Below are 17,381 nucleotides of genomic sequence, written 5' to 3'. Positions count from 1 at the left end.
AACGTCCGGCTGCCGCCGACGGTGCGGGCGTAGCCGGTCGGGGCGGCGCTCAGGGCGTCCGGTCGGCGTCGGCGAGGGCGGCCATGGTGATCCGGCGGTTGGCGACCACGTGGTCGTGGGCCAGCCGCCGCGCCCGATCCGCGTCGCCGGCCCGGATCGCCGCGTACATCGCCTCGTGTTCGCGGCACATCACCGGATGGTCCTCCGGCTGCGCGGTGAGCCGGAACAACCAGCGCAGTCGGCCGTTCAGCGGCTCCATGATGGCGACCAGCATCGGGTTGCCGGACAGCGCGACGATCTCCGCGTGGAAGGCCGCGTTCGACGCGGCGATCTCGCCCGCCGCCCCCGCCTCGCCCGCCCGCCGCGCGGCGGCGAGCAAGGCGCCCAGCCGATCCCGGCCGGCAGGGTCGGCCCGCTCGGCGGCCAGGCCCGCGGCCAACTCCTCCAGGCTTTCCCGGATGTCGAAGAAGTGCGCGAGGTCCGGACCCAGCAGTCGGGCGACCACCGCGCCCCGGCGCGGGTGCCCGGTCACGAAGCCCTCGGCCTGCAGACGCTGCACGGCCTCGCGCACCGGTACCCGGGAGACCTCCAACTCGGCGGCGATCTCGCGTTCGACCAGCCGGCGGCCGGGTTCGAGGTCGCCCTCGATGATGCGTTCGCGCAGTTCCTCGTACACCTGATCGCGCAGCGAGCGGTCGGCCGCGCCGATGCTCGGCCGAGGTCGGGCCGGCCCGTTGTCCTCCATGCCCCGCACTTCCCTCCTCGGCCCGTCCGGCCTCGTCCGGCGAACGGCCGGTCGTCGATCGTCGGCTCCGCAGATCATCGCAGTGTGTGCCCGGAGTCGAATCGAGACCCGCGAAACTCTTGTCTGGTATTCGGTATACCAGCTACGTTGAGCAACCTCCGCTCTCCGAGAAGAGGTCGCCTTGTCCGATCCATTGTCCGTAACATCCCGTCCCGACCTGCTTGTCGACGCGACGCTGCCCGATGGAACCCGAGCCGACCTCACCCTTCGTGACGGCCGCATCGCCGCCGTGACGCCTGCGGTCGAGCGCTTCGGCCCACCTCCCACAGGCGCGCTCGGCCTGGCCGGGGCGCTCGTGCTGCCCGCGTTCGTGGACGGGCACATCCACCTGGACAAGACCTTCCTGGGCGCCGACTGGCAACCACACGTGACGGGCGGCACGATCCGCGAGCGGGTCGCCGCCGAGCGCGCGCTGCGCGAACGGGTGCGGGTGCCGGTCGGCGAGCGGGCCGAGCACTTGGTCCGCCGGGTCGTCGCACTGGGCACCGGGCACGTGCGCTCACACGTGGACGTGGATCCGTGGCTGGGTCTGACCGGCCTGCACGCGCTGGTCGAACTGCGCGAGCGCTGCCGGGATCTGCTGTCGATGCAGCTCGTGGCGTTCCCGCAGAGCGGCATCGTCACCGCCCCGGGAGTGGCCGACCTGCTCGACGCGGCGCTGCGCGAGGGCGCCGACCTGATCGGCGGCCTGGACCCGCTCGGCTTCGACGGCGACGTGGCCGGCCACCTGGACGTGGTCTTCGGGCTCGCCGAACGGCACGGCGCGGGCATCGACCTGCACCTGCACGACGGCGGCGAGCCGGGCGCGGCGCAGCTGCGCGAGATCGCCGCGCGCACCGCCGCGCTCGGCCTGGCCGACACCGTCACGGTCAGCCACGCGTACTGTCTGGGCGCGTTGGCCCCCGCCGAGTTCGCCCGCACCGCCGACGCCCTCGCGGCGGCCGGCGTGTCGATCCTGACCAACGGCCCGAGCGGCCCGATGCCGCCGGTGCTCGCGCTGCGCGAGCGCGGTGTGCGGGTGTTCGCCGGTTCGGACAACATCCGCGACGCGTGGTGGCCGTACGGCACCGGGGACATGCTCGAACGCGCGACGATCGTCGGCCTGCGCCAGGACCTGTGCACCGACGCCGAACTCGCCGTCGCCGCCGACCTGGTCACCGACGCCGCCGCCGCGGCGCTCGGCCTGGCCGACTACGGGCTGCGGGTCGGCGCGCGCGCCGACCTGGTGGTGGTCGAGGCGACCTCGACGCAGGCCGCCGTCGCCGCACACCCCGCCCGCCGACTGGTGCTGCACGGCGGCCGGGTGGTCGCCACCGACGGCCGACTCGCAGGCTGACCACACCGCACCGACCGGCGCCACCCCACTCGCCCGACCACGGGCCCAGCCGCCCCACGCAGCCGACTCTCGACCATTCCCGACCACGGGCCCACCCACCCCTGCGTCCGGTCGCCGACCTCCCGACCACCGGCTCGACCCGTCCCGTCGAGCCGGTCGCACCCCTCCCCCGCCCCGGAGAAGAACCCTCATGACCATCCGTCAGGAAACCGCCGCGCCCTCCGCCGCGCCCTCCGTCGCGGCCCCCGTCGACCCCGGCAACACGCTCGCGAACGCCCGCATCGGCACCGCGGACCTGGTCTTCTTCGTGGTCGCGGCAGCCGCGCCGCTGACCGCGATGGCCGGCGTCGCACCCGCCGCGATCGGCATGGGCGGCCTGGCCGCGCCGTTGGGCTACCTGCTCTCGGGCCTGCTGCTCGCGCTGTTCGCCGCCGGTTTCACCGCGATGAGCCGCTACGTCCGCAACGCGGGCGCGTTCTACGCGTACATCGCCCGGGGCCTGGGCAAGGCCGTCGGCGTGGGCGCCGCGTACGTCGCCGTCGTGTCGTACAACCTGATCGAGATCGGCATGGTCTCGTGCTTCGGCTACTTCGCCTCGACCGGCGTCGAGGACCTGACCGGGTTCGCGCTGCCGTGGTGGGTCTGGGCGCTGGGCTGTGTCGCGGGTGTCGCCCTGCTGGGCTGGTTGCGGGTGACGTTGAGCGCGAAGGTGCTCGGCATCGCGCTCGCCCTGGAGGTACTGGTCCTGCTGGTGCTGGAGATCGGCGTACTGGGCGATCGGGGCGGATCCACCTTCGATCCGGGCGTGTTCGACCCCACCCACCTGTCCGGGGACGGCGTCGCGGGCATGTTCGTGCTGGCCATCGGCGCGTTCACCGGATTCGAGGCGACCGCGATCTACGCCGAGGAGGCACGCGAGCCGGAGCGGACCGTGCCGCGTGCCACCTACATCGCGGTCGGCTTCCTCGCGCTGTTCTACGCGTTCACCGTGTGGGTGGTGATGGGCGCGTTCGGCGGCGAGGAGTCGGTCGCGGTGGCCAACGGCGAGGGCGGCGCGGACCTGGTGTTCACCGCGGGCGGCGAGTTCGTCGGGGCCTGGCTGGCCGACTCGATGCACGTGCTGATCATCACCAGCGCGTTCGCCGCCACCCTCGCCTTCCACAACGCCGCGACGCGGTACATGTACGCGCTCGGCCGCGAGGGGCTGTTGCCGCGCGGACTGGGCCGGGTCGACCGGCGGACCGGCTCGCCCGGGCGCGCGGTCGTGGTGCAGAGCGCGATCGGGCTCGCCGTGGTGGTGGTCGGCGCGCTCGCCGACGTCGACCCGTACACGGTCACCTTCCTGTGGCCCAACGGCGTGGGCGTCCTGGGCGTGATGGCCATGCAGGCCCTCGCGGCGTTCGCGGTGTTCGGCTTCTTCCGCCGCGACCGGCGCGGGCTCTCCCGCTTCCGGGTGGTACTGGCGCCGCTCGCGGCGGGCGCGGGCCTGGTCCTGCTCACCGTCCTCGCGGTCGCGCACTTCGACCTGCTCACCGGCGCGGCCGACGGCGTGAACGCGGCGCTGCTGGTCCCGCTGCCGATCGTGTTCTGCGCGGGCCTGCTGATGGCCCGACACATCCGCCGCGCCGACCCCGAGCGCTACGCCCTGCTGACCACAACCGACGTCGAACGGGACTGAACCCCGGCCCACCGCGCGCCGCGTCACGCCCTCGACCCCACCCGGTTCGGCAGAGGTGACTGCACGCAGGTACTCGGCGCGGGTCTCCGCCGTCACTCCACTCCCGCCGGCCCCGAACACCCGTCGATCCCACCGCACTCGCGGTGTGTTCGGCGGGTTTCGTGGTTTCCGCCCGAAGTGTTCGCCACTCCATCCGGCACCTGGCCACGGCGACTTGAACGTGTTCAAAAACAGGTCTACAGTCACGCTCGTCGGCCAGTTTGAACACGTTCAAAAAGGAGCCGGTCAATGGACATGACCGTTGTCACGTACGTCATCTACCTGGTCATCAGCGTCGGACTCACCGTCTGGGTGGCCCGAACCCTCAGCCGCAGCGGGCAGGTCTTCCTCCAGGACGTCCTGCGCGGACGCGAGGAACTCGCCGCCGCCGTCAACCACCTCCTGGTGGTCGGCTTCTACCTCGTCAACCTCGGCTTCGTCGCGCTCTACCTCAAGGGCGGCGGCACCATCGACACCGCCCGCGACTCGGTCGAGGCGCTGTCGGTCAAACTCGGCACCGTGCTGCTGGTCCTGGGTGTGCTGCACCTGCTGAACGTCTACGTGCTCAACCGCATCCGGCAGCGCGGTCTGGCGGACGAGGCCTACGGCACCGACGGCGGCGCCCGGCGGGCACGGAAGGTCTCCGGCCGGGACTTCGGCCCGCCGGTGCACCCGCAGAGCACGACCCGACCCGCACCCGGGGTCTGATCCCGATGATCGCCCTTCCCGAGCACCCCACCGAGAACCTTCCCGAGAACACCGTGCCGGGCCGATCGGAGGGGACGGCCCGGCACGGCACCCCCACCCCCGAGCCGCTCACCCCCGAGCCGCCCACCCCGATCCGCCGCCTCACCGTCCTGTACGACGCCGACTGCCCGTTGTGCACGGCGCTCTCGGACTGGATCGCCCGGCAGCCCACCCTGCTCGCCGTCGACCTGCTTCCGGCCGGCTCGCCCCGGGCCCGCAACCGCTACCCCGAACTCGACCACGTCGCGACCATGCGCGAACTGACCGTCGTCGGCAGTGCCGGCGAGGTGTGGACCGGCCCGGCCGCGTGGATCACCGTGGCGTGGGCACTGCGCGCCTACCGCGGCCTGTCCTACCGGCTCGCCACGCCGATGGGCATGCCGATGGCCCGGGCCGCCGTACTGGCCGCGGCCCGGATCCGTGCGGTCACCCGGCGGGGGCCGGTCCCCCCGTATCCGTACGAGGATCCCTACCGCGAGCCGTGGACGGTGGTCGCGTGTGGCGACCAGTGCGAATTCGAGCACTAACCTTGCCTGTCGTGGAGCACGTGGAAGGCACCGACGCATCGAACCCGGCCGACAAGAGCGAGCGGCCGGACCGGGGCGGTCGGCCCGGCAAGAGCGAGCAGACGCGGTCTCTGATCCTGGAGACCGCGCTGCGGCTCTTCCGCGAGCGCGGCTACGACAAGACGACCATGCGGGCCATCGCCCAGGAGTCCGGCGTCTCGGTCGGCAACGCCTACTACTACTTCGGCTCCAAGGAACACCTGATCCACGGCTTCTACGACCAGGTCACCCACGAACACGTCGACCGTTGCCGGCGGGACCTGCGCGGAGTCCGCGACTTCGGCGACCGGCTCCAGGTGGTGCTGTCCGCGTGGTTGGACGTCGCCGAGCCGTACCACGCGTTCGCGGTGCAGTTCTTCCGTAACGCCGCGGACCCGGAGAGCCCGCTCAGCCCGTTCTCCGCGGAGTCGTATCCGATCCGCGAACAGGTCACCGGGCTGTTCGCCGACGTCCTGCGCGGCTCCTCGCTCCGGATCGACGACGAACTCGCCGAGCTGCTGCCCGAATTGTTGTGGCTGCACCTGATGGGCATCGTGCTCTTCTGGGTCTACGACCGCTCCCCCGAGTGCGCCAAGTCACGCGCGTTCGTCGCGCGCACCACCCCGATGGTGGAGCGGGTGATCTCGCTGTCCCGGTACAAGGTCTTCCGGCCGCTGGTGCGCGACGCGGAACGGCTGATTCGCGACTACATCGTGCCCGAGGGCGTCGCGGCGGCGGACACCGGCGGCCCGTCCGGATCGCCGGCGGATCGCCGATAGGCCGACGGCGAGCACGCGTACAGGTCGGCGAAGGCCAGCCGCAACGTCTCCGTGGTACCGAACCCGCAACGGCGCGCGATCGCGCTCAGCGGCAGCCGAGTGGACACCAGCAGCCGGGCCGCGGCCTCGGTGCGGGCCACTCGCACGTGCCGGCCCGGCGAGGTGCCCAACTGGGCGTGGAAGAGCCGGGTCAGGTGCCGCGCGCCGATGCCCACCTCGCGGGCCAGCGCCGGGGTGCTCAGGTCGGCGTCCAGGTTGCCGGTCACGTACGCGGTCGCCCGCCGCACCAGCGGGTGTTCGGGCGGCGGCGCGGCCACGAACATGGACACCTGGGCCTGGTTGCCGGGTCGCTGGAGGTAGGTGACCAGGCCGCGCGCGGTGTGCCGGGCCAGGTCCGGCCCGTGGTCCTCCTCGATGAAGGACAGCGTCAGGTCGAGCGCCGCGGTCACCCCGGCCGATGTGGAGATCCGGCCGTCGCGGATGAACAGCGGAGCCGCGTCCACCGTGACCGCGGGCCGGTCGGCGGCCAGTTGCCGGGCGTACGCCCAGTGTGTGGTGGCTCGTCGGCCGTCCAGCAGCCCGGTCGCGGCCAGCACCGAGGCACCCGTGCACACCGACGCCACCCGCCGCGCCTCCCGGGCCGCCCGGCGCAGGTGGCCGACGAAGCGTTCGTCCTCGGCGGCCCGCTCGTGACCGTACCCGCCGCAGATCAGCAGCGTGTCCACCGCGCCGACCACGTGTTCGAGGGGGATGTGCGGGGTCAACTCGAAGCCGCCCGAGCACGCGATCGGCCGGCCGCCGAGCCCGGCCAGGCGGACGTCGTAGGGCGGGTCGGCGCCGAGCGTGTTCGCGGTGATCAGCGTCTCGGTGACGCAGGCGATGTCCAGGAGCGCGGAGTTGGGGTAGCCGACCACGATCACCCGGCGCGCGGCCGGGCGCGAGGTCGGGTGAGTGTCCATGGCCCGGAAACCTAGTGTCCGAAGGACGGGGATCGCAAGGATTCGGACATCGTCCTCGTCACAGCCGGCGCGGGCACGCGAAGGTCGTCACATGACCGCATCCACCGCGCACGATCCCGCCGCTCCCCCTCCCAGGACCATCGCGTTCGTGTTGTACGAGGGCCTGACCCTGCTCGACCTGGTCGGTCCGCTCGAGGTGTTCACCGCCCTGGCCCGGTTCGGGCTCGGCTTCGAGGTGACCGTGGTCGCCGCGAACACCGACCCGGTGTCCACCGGCACTCCGCTCCGGGTGGCCGCCGATCGCACCTTCGCCGAGGTGCCCGCGCCGTATCTGCTGTGTGTTCCCGGCGGGGAGGAGGCGACGCTGCTGGCCCTCGCCGATGCCCCGCTGCTCGACTACGTGCGCACCGCGTCGGCCGCCGCCGCCTGGACCACCTCGGTGTGCTCGGGTTCGCTGATCCTGGGCGAGGCCGGCGTGTTGACCGGGCGCCGGGCGACCACGCACTGGATGTTCCGCGACCGGCTGACCGCCTTCGGCGCGCAACCGGTGGCCGAGCGCTGGGTCGAGGACGGCGACGTGGTCACCGCGGCGGGTGTGTCCGCCGGGATCGACATGGCGCTGCACGTGGTCGAGAAAATCGCCGGCGCGGACGTCGCGCGCGCGATCCAGTTGGGTATCGAGTACGACCCGGAGCCACCGCAGGGGCCGATCGACTGGGCCGGCGCGGACGTCGCCGCGTTGGCACCGATGGCGACCGCGATGGTCGAGAACGCGCTGGCGGATCACCCGGCGCTGCTGGCCAAGTTGCGCTGATGCGGGGGCCGCGCGACGGTCGCGGCGGCGCGGGCCGGCGTGGGCTGCGGCTCCCGCGGACCCGGGGCGATCCTCGGCGCGACCGCGTTGCATATCGTGGGGGCGTCCGCGATCACCGCCGACCGCGCGCACCGCCGACCCGCTGTCGGCCGGCAGTCGTCGACCGTCGGCTGTCGGCCGCCGCGCCCGCGCGACGGTCGGGCGATCCGGACGCCGCCCGACCGTTCGACCGAGGAGTTGCCTTGTCCGGTGTCCCGCTGTTCCCGCCCACCGACGCGCACCTGGCCGCGCAGATCGGCTTCATCCTGGAGATCGACCGACTCAAGGGTGTGGTCCGGCGCAACCTGGTCGCGGACGCCTCGCGCCGCGAGAACACCGCCGAGCACTCGTGGCACCTGGCCATGCTGGCCGGCACGCTGGCCGAGCACGCCGCGACCGAGGTCGACGTCGCGCGGGTGACCCGGATGTTGTTGATCCACGACCTGGTCGAGATCGACGCGGGCGACACGTTCTACTACGACTCGGTCGCCGAGGTGGACCAGTCCGAGCGCGAACAAAAGGGCGCGGACCGGATCTTCGGTCTGCTGCCCGCCGCGCAGGGGGCGGAACTGCGCGCCCTGTGGGAGGAGTTCGAGGCCCGCGAGACCCCGGACGCGCGCTTCGCCAAGGCCATCGACCGGTTCCAGCCGTGCCTGCTCAACTTCCACACCGAGGGCGGCACGTGGCGCGAGTACGACCTGACCCGCACCCAGGTGCTTGCCAAGCAGGGCAGCACGATCGCGGACGGCTCGCCGTCGTTGTGGGCCTACACCCTGGAACTGATCGACGAGGCGGTCACCCGCGGCTACCTGCGGCCCTGACCGCGCCGGGCCAGGGGCGGGTCCTGTCGGCCCCGCCGGGCCAGGCGCGCGGGTCGAAGGGCCCGCGCGCGGCGCGTTGTAGCCTGCGATCATGACCAGTGACGCATCCTTCACCACCCACGTCACCGAACGGCTCGCGGCGCTGCCCGGCGTCGCGGCGGTCGCGCTCGGCGGGTCGCGCGCCCAGGGCACCCACCGCCCGGACAGCGACTGGGACTTCTCGGTCTACTACCGGGACGGATTCACCCCGGACGCGGTCCGCGGCCTCGGTTGGCCCGGCGAGGTGTCCGAGTTCGGCGCGTGGGGCGGCGGGGTGTTCAACGGCGGCGCCTGGCTCACCGTCCAGGACCGGGCGGTCGATCTGCACTATCGCGAACTCGCGGACGTGGAACTTCGGTTGGCCCAGGCGCGGGAGGGCCGGTTCGAGGTCGAGCGGCTGCTGTTCCACCTGGCGGGCGTGCCGACCTACCTGGTGGTGGCCGAACTCGCGGTCAACCGGGTGCTGTTCGGCGACCTGCCGCGCCCCTCCTACCCGGAGGCGCTGCGCCGCACCGGACACACCAGGTGGGGCGACGACGCGCGGCTGACCCTCGCGTACGCCGACGGGGCGCACGCCGGCCACGGCCATGTCACCGACGTCGCGGGCGCGATCGGGCGCGCGGCGTGCGAGGCGGCACACGCGGTGTCGGCCGGTCGCGGCGAGTGGGTGACCAACGAAAAGACCCTGCTGGATCGCGCGGGCCTGCGCGGCGTCGACGAGATCGTGTCCCGGCTGACCCCCACGACACTGTCCACCGCGATCGCCGAGACCGGCGCCCTCCTCGACAACGCCCTGAAGGCGAGCCGACCCGCCTGACCCGGTCGGCTGCCACCGACCGTCCTCCGCGCGTCGCCGGCCGCCGACGTCGCCTCGGCCCGCCGCACGTTCGGTCATCGCCCGAATCCGTGCCGCCGCCGTCCGTCCGCCGAACAGCGCGTCGCGGCAGGGCCGTTCACCGATCTCGACGCCGTCCCGGCCGCCCTGGCGCCCGGCCGCACTGCCGCCCTGCCGCGCTTTTCGCGCCCCGGCCGGCGAGCCGATGAAGGCGCCGGGAGGCCCAGCCCGCCCCGCCGAAACACCGCGGCGGATTTCCGCCAGACCTGAGCTATCCGCGCAACAATGATTGAGCCATGAACTTGAACCTGAAGAACAAGGTCGTCGTGGTCACCGGTGGCAGCAAGGGCATCGGCCTGGCGATCGTGCGCGGCTTCGCCGAGGAGGGCGCCCGAGTCGTCGCCGGCAGCCGCACCATATCCACCGAACTGATGGCGCTGCGCGGGGAGTTCGACGTACTTCCGGTGGCCGTGGACCTGGCTCACCCGGATGGTCCGGCCGAGCTGGTGCAGGCTGCCGTCGACGCCCACGGCGGGGTCGACGTACTGATCAACAACGTCGGGACCGGTGCGCCGACGCCCTCGATCATCGGGGTCGAGGACGCCGAGTGGCAGCGCATCTTCGAGATCAACCTGTTCAGCGCGGTGCGCGCGACCAGGGCCGCGATGCCGTCCATCGTCACCCGGGGCGGCGGCGCGGTGATCACCATCAGCTCGCTGAACAGTCACCTCCCGTCCTCGTCGCTCGTGCACTACTCGGCATCGAAGGCCGCGCTGAGCTCGTACTCGAAGTCGCTCGCCGAGGAGTTCGGCCCGCTGGGTGTGCGGGTGAACACCGTCTCGCCCGGTCCGGTGCGCACGCCGCTGTGGACCGACCCGGGGCAGTTCGCCGACATGATGGCCGCGTCCGCCGGGACCACCGCGCAGGTGTTCATGGACGAGGTGCTTCCGCAGGCGATGGGTGTGCTCACCGGTCGCGTCTCCGAGCCGCGGGAAATCGCCGACGTCGTGCTGTTCCTGGCCTCCGAGCGGGCCGCGAACATCATGGGCGTGGACTATGTCGTGGACGGCGGCATGCACAAGGCGATCTGACCCCTCGGGTGCGGCCGGGGACCGGAGAATCGGTCCCCGGTCGCACTACCGCCCTCATCCCACGCGGACCCGGGTCGAGCCGGCGACGCGCTCACCATGCGGGCAGGTTCCGCCGACGACCCCTGGAGGACCATCCGACTCGCACCGCCGTCCCCCGACCCCGACGCGCGGACCTTCGCCGGACCACTCTGCTGCTCGCCGTAGCGCCACGGGTCCGCGGGTGCGTCTCACCCGCTTCGTCGTCGGACCCGCCGACGCGGGGTTGCCCGAGACCCCTGACCCGGCGCGATCAGCCGTTGCCCGTCGGTGGGACCGTCACGCCGTATTCCCGTGCGGCGTGCAACGCGTCCTCCAATTCGTCCAACGCGGGGGACAACGCGTTCGTGTCGTGCGTGGCGCTGGCCTCGGACAACACCGCGCGAGCCCGAATCACCCGCTCGCGAACGGCCCGGTCGACCTTCGCTTGGTCGGTCGCCGACCTCTCGTCGTATCCAGCCGTCATCACTTCCTCATTTCCCGCAGCCCCGTGCGAGCACCCCATACACCCCTTGGTGTTCCGACCTGGGGCGCGTTTCAACCGGGCCGGCGCACACCGGCGTGAGAAGTCCGTCAGGAAATGTTTCAGGAGGCGTCCACCTCGACGAACGTGCGCCCCGTCTCGCGGGCGCTCGCCCGGCCGCCGGTCAGGTCGGTCAACCGCGCGGTGAAGCGCTCCCGATCCGGCTCCGGCACGCACACGTCGATCGCCACCTCGGCCCCGTACCGGATGTCGCGCACCTCGTGGCCGAGCCCGCGCAGGTCGTTCTCCAACCGGCCGGCGTGCGCGTGGTCGACGTCCACCGTCAGCACCAGCATCGGTCGCAACTCGACCACCCCGACCGTGTCCACCGCCTCGGTCACCGCCGAGCCGTACGCCCGGATCAGGCCGCCGGCGCCGAGCATGATGCCGCCGAAGTATCGGGTCACCACGGCGACCGTCTCGGTGAGCTCGCGGCGCCGGAGCACCTGGAGCATCGGCGCACCCGCCGTACCGGACGGTTCGCCGTCGTCGTATCCCTTCTCCTGGCCGCCCGCGATCCACGCCGAGCAGTTGTGCCGCGCGGAGGGGTGCAGCGCCCGGCGCCGGGCCAGGAATGCCTGCGCCTGGGCGTCGTCGGCCACCCGCGCGACGGCGCACAGAAAGCGCGAGCGCCGAACCTCGACCTCGACCTCACCTTCGGACTTGATCGTGAGCAGCGGCATGACCAGGTCCTTCGGCAGGCATCGGTGAACGCCCCCACGGTATGGCCCGTCGCCACGGGCGCTCGCCATAGGGCGTGTCTTCAAAGCCCCGCGGGGATCGAAGACACGCCCAGGGTCAGGCCGCCATCGGCGGCCGGCTCGACACGGCGACGAAGGAGCGCAGCAGGTTCGTCTCGTGCCCGGCCCGCCAGGTGAGCGTGACCGCCGACTCGGCCAGGCCGGTGACCGGCACGAACGCGACGTCGGGGCGCCCGTTGTAGCCGGCGAACTGCGCACAGAACAGCAGCGCTCCCCGCTCGGCGGCGATCAGCGACAACACCTCCTGGAGGGTGCCGGCGACCGGTCCGCGGGGAATCGGGCGACCACCCGGGGTCACCGTCGGCGACTGGAGTTCACGCCAGCGCGCCGGGGCCGGCCCGGCGATGTCCACGAGCGCGCACTCGGCCAACTCCTCGGCGTCCACGTGCTCGCGCCGCGCGAACGGGTGCCGGGTGGAGACCCCGAGCACGAGCGGGTCGGCGGCGATCACCGGGCCGGTGCGCAGCGCGGGGTCGACCACCGGCAGGGTCACGAAGGCCGCGTCGATCTCGCCGCGCAGCACCGCGCTAAACGGATCCGACAGCGGCGTCTCGACCAGGTCGGCGCGGGCCTGCGGATGTCCGGCGCGGAAGTCGCCGACCAGGTCCAGGAGGGTGCCGTAGGGCGTGCCGACGAAGCCGATCCGCAGCACACCCTCGATGCCCCGGGCTCGGGAGCGGGCGCGCTCGACCGCGTCGGTGAGTTTGGCGTACGCGGGCCGCATCTCGGCCAGGAACAGTGCGCCCTGCGACGTGAGCTCGACCCGACGGCTGCTGCGCTCGAACAGCCGGGCGCCGATCCGATCCTCCAGTTGCCGCAGCAGTTGGCTGACCCGGGCCTGCGACGTGTAGAGCCGGGCGGCGGTGCGGGTGAAGTGCAGTTCCTCGCTCAACACGACGAAACACTCCAACTCGCGGAACTCCACGCTCATCCGCGCTCTCCTCCCCCTCGGGTACGGGTCGACCGGGCCAGTACGCGATGCCCGCTCGGACCCGGCACCGGACTTCGACCTGCGAGCATAAGCGAGGCTTGTGCACGCATGCGATCTTGGCCGTTGTTCGGTCCCGGCCCGGTGACCAGGGTTGACGCCATGTCCAACCCAGTCGTCGACACCGCTTCGTCCCCTTCGTCAATCGCAGATCCCGGGTCCGCCGCCGATCCCGAGGCCTCTGCTCCCGGGTCCGCCGCCGAATCCGGGTCGGCCGCCGAGAGGGCCGGCGCCCGGTCCTGGCTCGCCGTCGCGGCCGTCTCCGTCGGTACCTTCGCGGTGGTCAGCACCGAGATGCTCCCGGTCGGCCTGCTCACCCCGATCTCGCACGGCCTGCACGTGTCCGACGGCACCACCGGGCTGGCCATGACGCTGGCCGCGGTGGTCGCGGGCGTCGCCGCGCCGATCGTGCTCGTCGCCGCCGGTCGGGTGGATCGGCGGATCGTGCTGGCCGTGATGATGTTCGTGCTGCTGGCCGCCAACACGATCAGCGCGCTGGCGCCGAACTTCGCCACCCTGCTGGTCGCCCGGGTCCTGGTGGGCGCCGGCCTCGGCGGCTTCTGGGCGATCGGCGCGAGCCTGCCGGTCCGCCTGGTACCCGCCCGATCGGTCGGCCGGGCCGCCGCGATGATCTTCGGCGGGGTGTCGGTGGCCTCGGTGGTCGGTGTGCCGATCGGCACGATGATCGGCGAATGGGCCGGTTGGCGCGTCGCGTTCGCCGCCATGGCCGGGCTCGCCGCGGTGGTCCTTGCCGCGCTGTTGCTGCTGCTCCCGCCGCTGCCCGCCGAACGGGCCGTGCGACCGAGCGAGCTGCGGGCGCTGCTGGGCCGCGGTCCCGTACTCCTGGGCGCCGCGGGGCTGATCCTGGTGATCGCCGGGCACTTCGGCGCGTACACCTACATCCGGCCCGTCCTGGAGCGGGTCGGCGACCTGGGTCCGGGGCCGATCGGCGGGCTGCTGTTCGGGTACGGCGTGGCCGGTGTGGTCGGCAACTTCGTGGCCGGCGCGTACACCGGACGCGCCCCGCACGGCACGCTCGCGGTCGCGGCCGGGCTGCTCGGCGTCTCGGTCGTGCTGCTCGCGCTGACCCGGACATGGACGCCGGGCACGGTGGCCGCGATGCTCGCGTGGGGGCTCGCGTACGGCGCGGTGCCGGTGGGGTTGCAGGCGTGGTTGTCGCGCTCGGCGCCGGACGCCCCCGAGGCGGCGTCGGCGGTGTTCGTGACCGGCTTCCAGGTCGCCATCGCGCTCGGTTCGCTGCTCGGCGGCGTCGCGGTGGACGCGGTGGCCACGTCCGCCGTGTTGTGGTTCGGCGGCGCCCTGGCCGCGGCGACCGGGTTGCTGGCCGTGACGGCGGCTCGTCGGGCACGGGCCTGAACTCGTCCGGACGCGTCACGCGAACACGTTCGGGTCCGTCGCGCGAACACGTCCGATTCGTTCAAGATCCCGGCCGCCGGCGCCGGCTAGCGTGAGGGCATGACTTCTCCCGCGTTGCGTTTCCACTTCATCGGCCTCGTGGTCGCCGACATGCCCGCGTCGCTCGCGTTCTACCGCGCGCTCGGCCTGGACATCCCCGCCGGGGACGACGCGCTGCCGCACGTCGAGGTGACCTTGCCCGGCGGGCCGTTGCTGGTCCTGGACACGGTCGGAACGGTCCGCTCGTTCGACCCCGAGTGGACCGCGCCGACCGGCGGTCATCGGGCCGCGCTGGCCTTCATGTGCGCCGATCCGGCCGCGGTGGACAAGCTGTACGGCGAACTGGTCGCGGCCGGACACACCGGCCACCTGCCGCCGTGGGACGCGTTCTGGGGCCAGCGGTACGCGGTCGTGCACGACCCGGACGGAAACGGCGTCGACCTGATGGCCGCCCTGCCGGACGCCGCACAGTAGCCGGCCTGGGCAGCGGGGCGACCGCCGGGTTCAACCCAGCAGGGTGCGCAGCGGGACGCCGGCCAGCGCCTTGACGTCCCGCGCGAAGTGGGCCTGGTCGGCGTAGCCGGTGACGGCCGCGACCCTGGCGGCCGGGACGCCCCGTCGGGCCAGGTCCAGCGCGCGGTCCAGGCGCAGCACCCGGGCCAGCGTCTTGGGCCCGTAGCCGAACGCGGCGAGCGAGCGGCGGTGCAGTTGACGCTCGCTCAGGTTGACCCCGGCCGCGACCGTGGCGACGTCCGCGCCGGCCCGCAGTTCGCCGACCACGGTGCCTGCGAACCGTGCCGTGTCGGCGTCGTGCTCGCGCAGCCGCTCGGCGGCCACGTGTTCCAGGACGGCGGCCGGGTCGGCGGCGACGGAGATTCGCTCGGCCAACTCCCGTGCGTCGCGCTCGCCCCACACATCGGCCAGCGGGACCCGCCGGTCGCGCAGCGCGTCGGCGGGCGTCCCGAACAGCGCGGGCCCGAACCCGGGGGCGCAGCGCACCGCCGCGTGGCGCGCGCCCGGGCTGTCCTGGACCAGGTGCGCGGCGGTGTCGGGTCCGGCCACGATCAACTCGTCGCCGGACCAGATCAGGTCCATGCACCCGTCCGGCAGCACGCGACCGGATCCGGCCGTCTCGACCGTGCGGGTCCACACGATCAGCGGTGCCAGCCGGGAACGACGTTCGACATACACGTCCCCAGTATCCCCGGGTCGGGTGGCGGTACCGTTGGGGTGTCAGCGTGCACGTCCGAACCGGGCAGGGGCTCATGGGCAACGAAGAGCAGCGTGGACATCCGTCGGTGGAGGAGACTCCCGACAAGGCCGCCGATCGCACCGCCGAGGCGGCTCGCGCCGAGCGCTGGGGCAAGCTGCCCGAGCGGGTGGCACCGGCCGATCAGGTCGAGGAACTCCCGGCCGATCCGCCCAACGACCCCGAGTTCGGCCGCGACGCGAACAACGACTGGTTGCTGCGCTCCGCGCCCTGACCCTGCGGCACCGCCGCATCGTGCGCCGGGTGCCGGGGGTGCAGCAGCACCACCGTGCCCGGCCACTCGGCCGAGGCGATCCGCCGCCAACCCTGGCGCGCGTAGAAGCGCAGGGCCGGTTCCGCCTGCGTGGAGGTGAGCAACCAGGAGCGGCCGTCGACGGCGTCGGCGGTCACCGCTTCCAGCAGCGCGGCGGCGGCTCCGGTGCCCCGGGCCGCGCCGGAGACCGCGAGTTCGTCCACCTCCAGCGCGCCGCAGAGCCACGCCCGGGTCCGCTCCGGACCCAGCGTCTCGGCGACCCGGTCGTACGAGCGGCCGGTGGGCATCGGTGTCGTGGTGGTCCACGCGGTACAGAACCCGAGCACGGCGCCGGTGGATTCGGCCACCGCGACGACGCCGACGAAGCCGGGCCGGCCGGCGTCCGCCGCCAGCCGCCGCAGGTACTCGTCGGCCTGCTCCGGCCCCTCGTCCCACGGCGGTTCGGCGAAGGCCTCGGCGTAGACGGCGCGGATGCCCTCCGCGTACCGGGTGAGCTCGGCGGCGGTGAATCGGCGGATCTCCGGGGTCATCCGGCCGCTCGCGCGGGTGTCGCCACGGGGTGCAGGCACGCGTACTCCAGGGGTGCGGACGGGTCGATCGACACGTCGAGCGGGGCCGGCGCGACGCCGGCGCGGATCAGCAGGTCGCCGACGGCGGCGATCATCGCGCCGTTGTCGGTGCACAGGCGCGGCGGCGGCACCCGCAGCGTGATGCCCGCGGCGGCGCAGCGCTCGGCCGCGAGCGAGCGCACCCGGGAGTTGGCCGCGACGCCGCCGACCACGACGAGGGTGCGCACGTCGTGCGCGACACAGGCCGCGACGGCCTTTCGGGTCAGCACGTCGGCCACCGCCTCCTGGAGCGCGGCGGCGCCGTCGGCGACCGGCAACTCGGCGCCCGCGGCGCGCGAGCGCTCGGCCCAGCGGGCGGCGGCGGACTTGAGGCCGGAGAAGGAGAACGCGTACGGGTCGTCACGCGGTCCGGTGAGCCCGCGCGGGAAGGCGACGGCGCGCGGGTCGCCGTCGCGCGCGGCGGCATCGATCGCCGGCCCGCCCGGGTAGGGCAGGCCGAACACCCGGGCCACCTTGTCGAAGCACTCCCCCGCCGCGTCGTCGAGCGTGTCGCCGAGGTGGGTGATCGGGTCGCGGGCGAGGTCGCGCACGAGCAGCAGCGAGGTGTGGCCGCCGGAGACGATCAGCACGACACACGGGTCGGGCAGCGCGCCGTGTTCGAGGGTGTCGGCGGCGACGTGTCCGGCCAGGTGGTGCACGCCGTACAGGGGCACGTCCAGCGCGAGTGCGAAGCCCTTCGCGGCGGCCACGCCGACCTGGAGCGCGGTGGCCAGACCGGGGCCGGTGGTCACCGCGACCGCGCCGATGTCGCGCCGGCGCAGCCCGGCCGCGTCCAGCGCGGCGCGCACCGTCGGGGTGACCGCGTGCACGTGCGCGCGGGCCGCGATCTCCGGTACGACGCCGCCGAATCGGGCGTGTTCGGCCATGCTGGTGGCCACCGCGTGGCCGAGCAGCCGGCCGTCCCGGACCAGGCCGACTCCGGTCTCGTCGCAGGACGATTCGATGCCGAGGACGATGGGTGAGGCACTCATGGCACGA

20 protein-coding genes are annotated in these 17,381 nt (G+C 73.2%); 12 read left to right on the top strand and 8 right to left on the bottom strand.

Annotated elements, in window-relative coordinates:
* Window positions 1-49: 49 nt before the first annotated feature.
* Window positions 50-745 carry a GntR family transcriptional regulator gene (locus ACIRL2_RS05045; RefSeq protein WP_395868047.1) on the bottom strand — a complete coding sequence of 232 codons (696 nt, stop codon included), beginning with the start codon at window positions 743-745 and terminating at the stop codon, window positions 50-52.
* A gap of 181 nt (window positions 746-926) precedes the next feature.
* Between ACIRL2_RS05045 and ACIRL2_RS05040 the strand changes: the two genes are divergently transcribed.
* The 5 genes from ACIRL2_RS05040 (at window position 927) to ACIRL2_RS05020 (ending at window position 5,929) form a co-directional block, all read left to right on the top strand.
* A complete protein-coding gene (locus ACIRL2_RS05040; RefSeq protein ID WP_402230233.1) occupies window positions 927-2,141 on the top strand; it encodes an amidohydrolase family protein in 1,215 nt (404 codons plus the stop codon).
* Between the two features lie 190 nt (window positions 2,142-2,331).
* On the top strand, window positions 2,332-3,819 hold the full coding sequence (locus tag ACIRL2_RS05035) for an APC family permease (RefSeq protein WP_402230230.1): 1,488 nt from the start codon (window positions 2,332-2,334) through the stop codon (window positions 3,817-3,819).
* Window positions 3,820-4,107: 288 nt separating this feature from the next.
* Complete coding sequence (locus tag ACIRL2_RS05030) at window positions 4,108-4,566, top strand: hypothetical protein (RefSeq protein WP_402230229.1); 459 nt, start codon at window positions 4,108-4,110, stop codon at window positions 4,564-4,566.
* Window positions 4,567-4,571: 5 nt separating this feature from the next.
* Window positions 4,572-5,132, top strand: a complete 561-nt coding sequence (locus tag ACIRL2_RS05025) for a thiol-disulfide oxidoreductase DCC family protein (protein WP_395868055.1) — start codon at window positions 4,572-4,574, stop codon at window positions 5,130-5,132.
* 11 nt (window positions 5,133-5,143) lie between these two features.
* A complete protein-coding gene (locus ACIRL2_RS05020) occupies window positions 5,144-5,929 on the top strand; it encodes a TetR family transcriptional regulator (RefSeq protein WP_395868057.1) in 786 nt (261 codons plus the stop codon).
* On the opposite strand, the gene ACIRL2_RS05015 is transcribed toward ACIRL2_RS05020, so the two are convergent.
* Window positions 5,857-6,888: a GlxA family transcriptional regulator gene (locus tag ACIRL2_RS05015; protein WP_402230225.1), complete on the bottom strand. Its 1,032-nt coding sequence runs from the start codon at window positions 6,886-6,888 to the stop codon at window positions 5,857-5,859. The genes ACIRL2_RS05020 and ACIRL2_RS05015 overlap by 73 nt on opposite strands.
* Window positions 6,889-6,979: 91 nt before the next feature.
* On the opposite strand from ACIRL2_RS05015, the gene ACIRL2_RS05010 reads away from it, so the two are divergent.
* The 4 genes from ACIRL2_RS05010 (at window position 6,980) to ACIRL2_RS04995 (ending at window position 10,527) form a co-directional block, all read left to right on the top strand.
* Window positions 6,980-7,702, top strand: a complete 723-nt coding sequence (locus tag ACIRL2_RS05010; RefSeq protein ID WP_395868061.1) for a DJ-1/PfpI family protein — start codon at window positions 6,980-6,982, stop codon at window positions 7,700-7,702.
* Between the two features lie 242 nt (window positions 7,703-7,944).
* A complete protein-coding gene (locus tag ACIRL2_RS05005) occupies window positions 7,945-8,562 on the top strand; it encodes an HD family hydrolase (protein ID WP_402230222.1) in 618 nt (205 codons plus the stop codon).
* Window positions 8,563-8,653: 91 nt separating this feature from the next.
* Window positions 8,654-9,418 carry a nucleotidyltransferase domain-containing protein gene (locus tag ACIRL2_RS05000; protein ID WP_402230220.1) on the top strand — a complete coding sequence of 255 codons (765 nt, stop codon included), beginning with the start codon at window positions 8,654-8,656 and terminating at the stop codon, window positions 9,416-9,418.
* A 314-nt stretch (window positions 9,419-9,732) separates the two neighbouring features.
* A complete protein-coding gene (locus ACIRL2_RS04995; RefSeq protein WP_402230217.1) occupies window positions 9,733-10,527 on the top strand; it encodes an SDR family NAD(P)-dependent oxidoreductase in 795 nt (264 codons plus the stop codon).
* A 289-nt stretch (window positions 10,528-10,816) separates the two neighbouring features.
* On the opposite strand, the gene ACIRL2_RS04990 is transcribed toward ACIRL2_RS04995, so the two are convergent.
* The 3 genes from ACIRL2_RS04990 to ACIRL2_RS04980 all read right to left on the bottom strand — a co-directional run bounded on the left by ACIRL2_RS04990 (window position 10,817) and on the right by ACIRL2_RS04980 (window position 12,778).
* Window positions 10,817-11,029: a hypothetical protein gene (locus ACIRL2_RS04990; RefSeq protein ID WP_395868069.1), complete on the bottom strand. Its 213-nt coding sequence runs from the start codon at window positions 11,027-11,029 to the stop codon at window positions 10,817-10,819.
* Between the two features lie 119 nt (window positions 11,030-11,148).
* A complete protein-coding gene (locus ACIRL2_RS04985) occupies window positions 11,149-11,769 on the bottom strand; it encodes a YigZ family protein (protein WP_402230215.1) in 621 nt (206 codons plus the stop codon).
* Between the two features lie 115 nt (window positions 11,770-11,884).
* The gene (locus ACIRL2_RS04980) at window positions 11,885-12,778 is read right to left on the bottom strand and encodes a LysR family transcriptional regulator (protein ID WP_402230213.1); all 894 of its coding nucleotides are present in this window, start codon (window positions 12,776-12,778) and stop codon (window positions 11,885-11,887) included.
* A gap of 159 nt (window positions 12,779-12,937) precedes the next feature.
* Between ACIRL2_RS04980 and ACIRL2_RS04975 the strand changes: the two genes are divergently transcribed.
* Both ACIRL2_RS04975 and ACIRL2_RS04970 read left to right on the top strand, forming a co-directional pair.
* Window positions 12,938-14,212 (top strand): MFS transporter, encoded by a 1,275-nt coding sequence (locus ACIRL2_RS04975; RefSeq protein ID WP_402230211.1) that lies wholly within the window; start codon window positions 12,938-12,940, stop codon window positions 14,210-14,212.
* Window positions 14,213-14,311: 99 nt separating this feature from the next.
* The gene (locus ACIRL2_RS04970; RefSeq protein WP_402230209.1) at window positions 14,312-14,725 is read left to right on the top strand and encodes a VOC family protein; all 414 of its coding nucleotides are present in this window, start codon (window positions 14,312-14,314) and stop codon (window positions 14,723-14,725) included.
* Between the two features lie 30 nt (window positions 14,726-14,755).
* Here the strand turns inward: ACIRL2_RS04970 and ACIRL2_RS04965 are convergent, their stop codons facing one another.
* Window positions 14,756-15,442, bottom strand: coding sequence for a helix-turn-helix domain-containing protein (locus ACIRL2_RS04965; RefSeq protein WP_402230207.1), 687 nt, complete (start codon window positions 15,440-15,442; stop codon window positions 14,756-14,758).
* A 47-nt stretch (window positions 15,443-15,489) separates the two neighbouring features.
* Between ACIRL2_RS04965 and ACIRL2_RS04960 the strand changes: the two genes are divergently transcribed.
* Window positions 15,490-15,735, top strand: a complete 246-nt coding sequence (locus tag ACIRL2_RS04960) for a hypothetical protein (RefSeq protein WP_395868080.1) — start codon at window positions 15,490-15,492, stop codon at window positions 15,733-15,735.
* Here ACIRL2_RS04960 and ACIRL2_RS04955 read toward each other — a convergent pair.
* Entirely contained in the window at window positions 15,645-16,343 is a 699-nt protein-coding gene (locus tag ACIRL2_RS04955; protein WP_395868082.1) for a GNAT family N-acetyltransferase, read from the bottom strand. The genes ACIRL2_RS04960 and ACIRL2_RS04955 overlap by 91 nt on opposite strands.
* Window positions 16,301-17,374: a tRNA (adenosine(37)-N6)-threonylcarbamoyltransferase complex transferase subunit TsaD gene (tsaD, locus tag ACIRL2_RS04950; RefSeq protein WP_395868084.1), complete on the bottom strand. Its 1,074-nt coding sequence runs from the start codon at window positions 17,372-17,374 to the stop codon at window positions 16,301-16,303. Before tsaD ends, ACIRL2_RS04955 begins: the two co-directional genes overlap by 43 nt.
* Window positions 17,375-17,381: the final 7 nt, after the last annotated feature.

Source organism: Embleya sp. NPDC127516, assembly GCF_044765325.1.
Classification (GTDB): domain Bacteria; phylum Actinomycetota; class Actinomycetes; order Streptomycetales; family Streptomycetaceae; genus Embleya.
The sequence above is the reverse complement of the archived record's forward strand: the minus strand, read 5'-3'. Positions and strand labels throughout refer to the sequence as shown.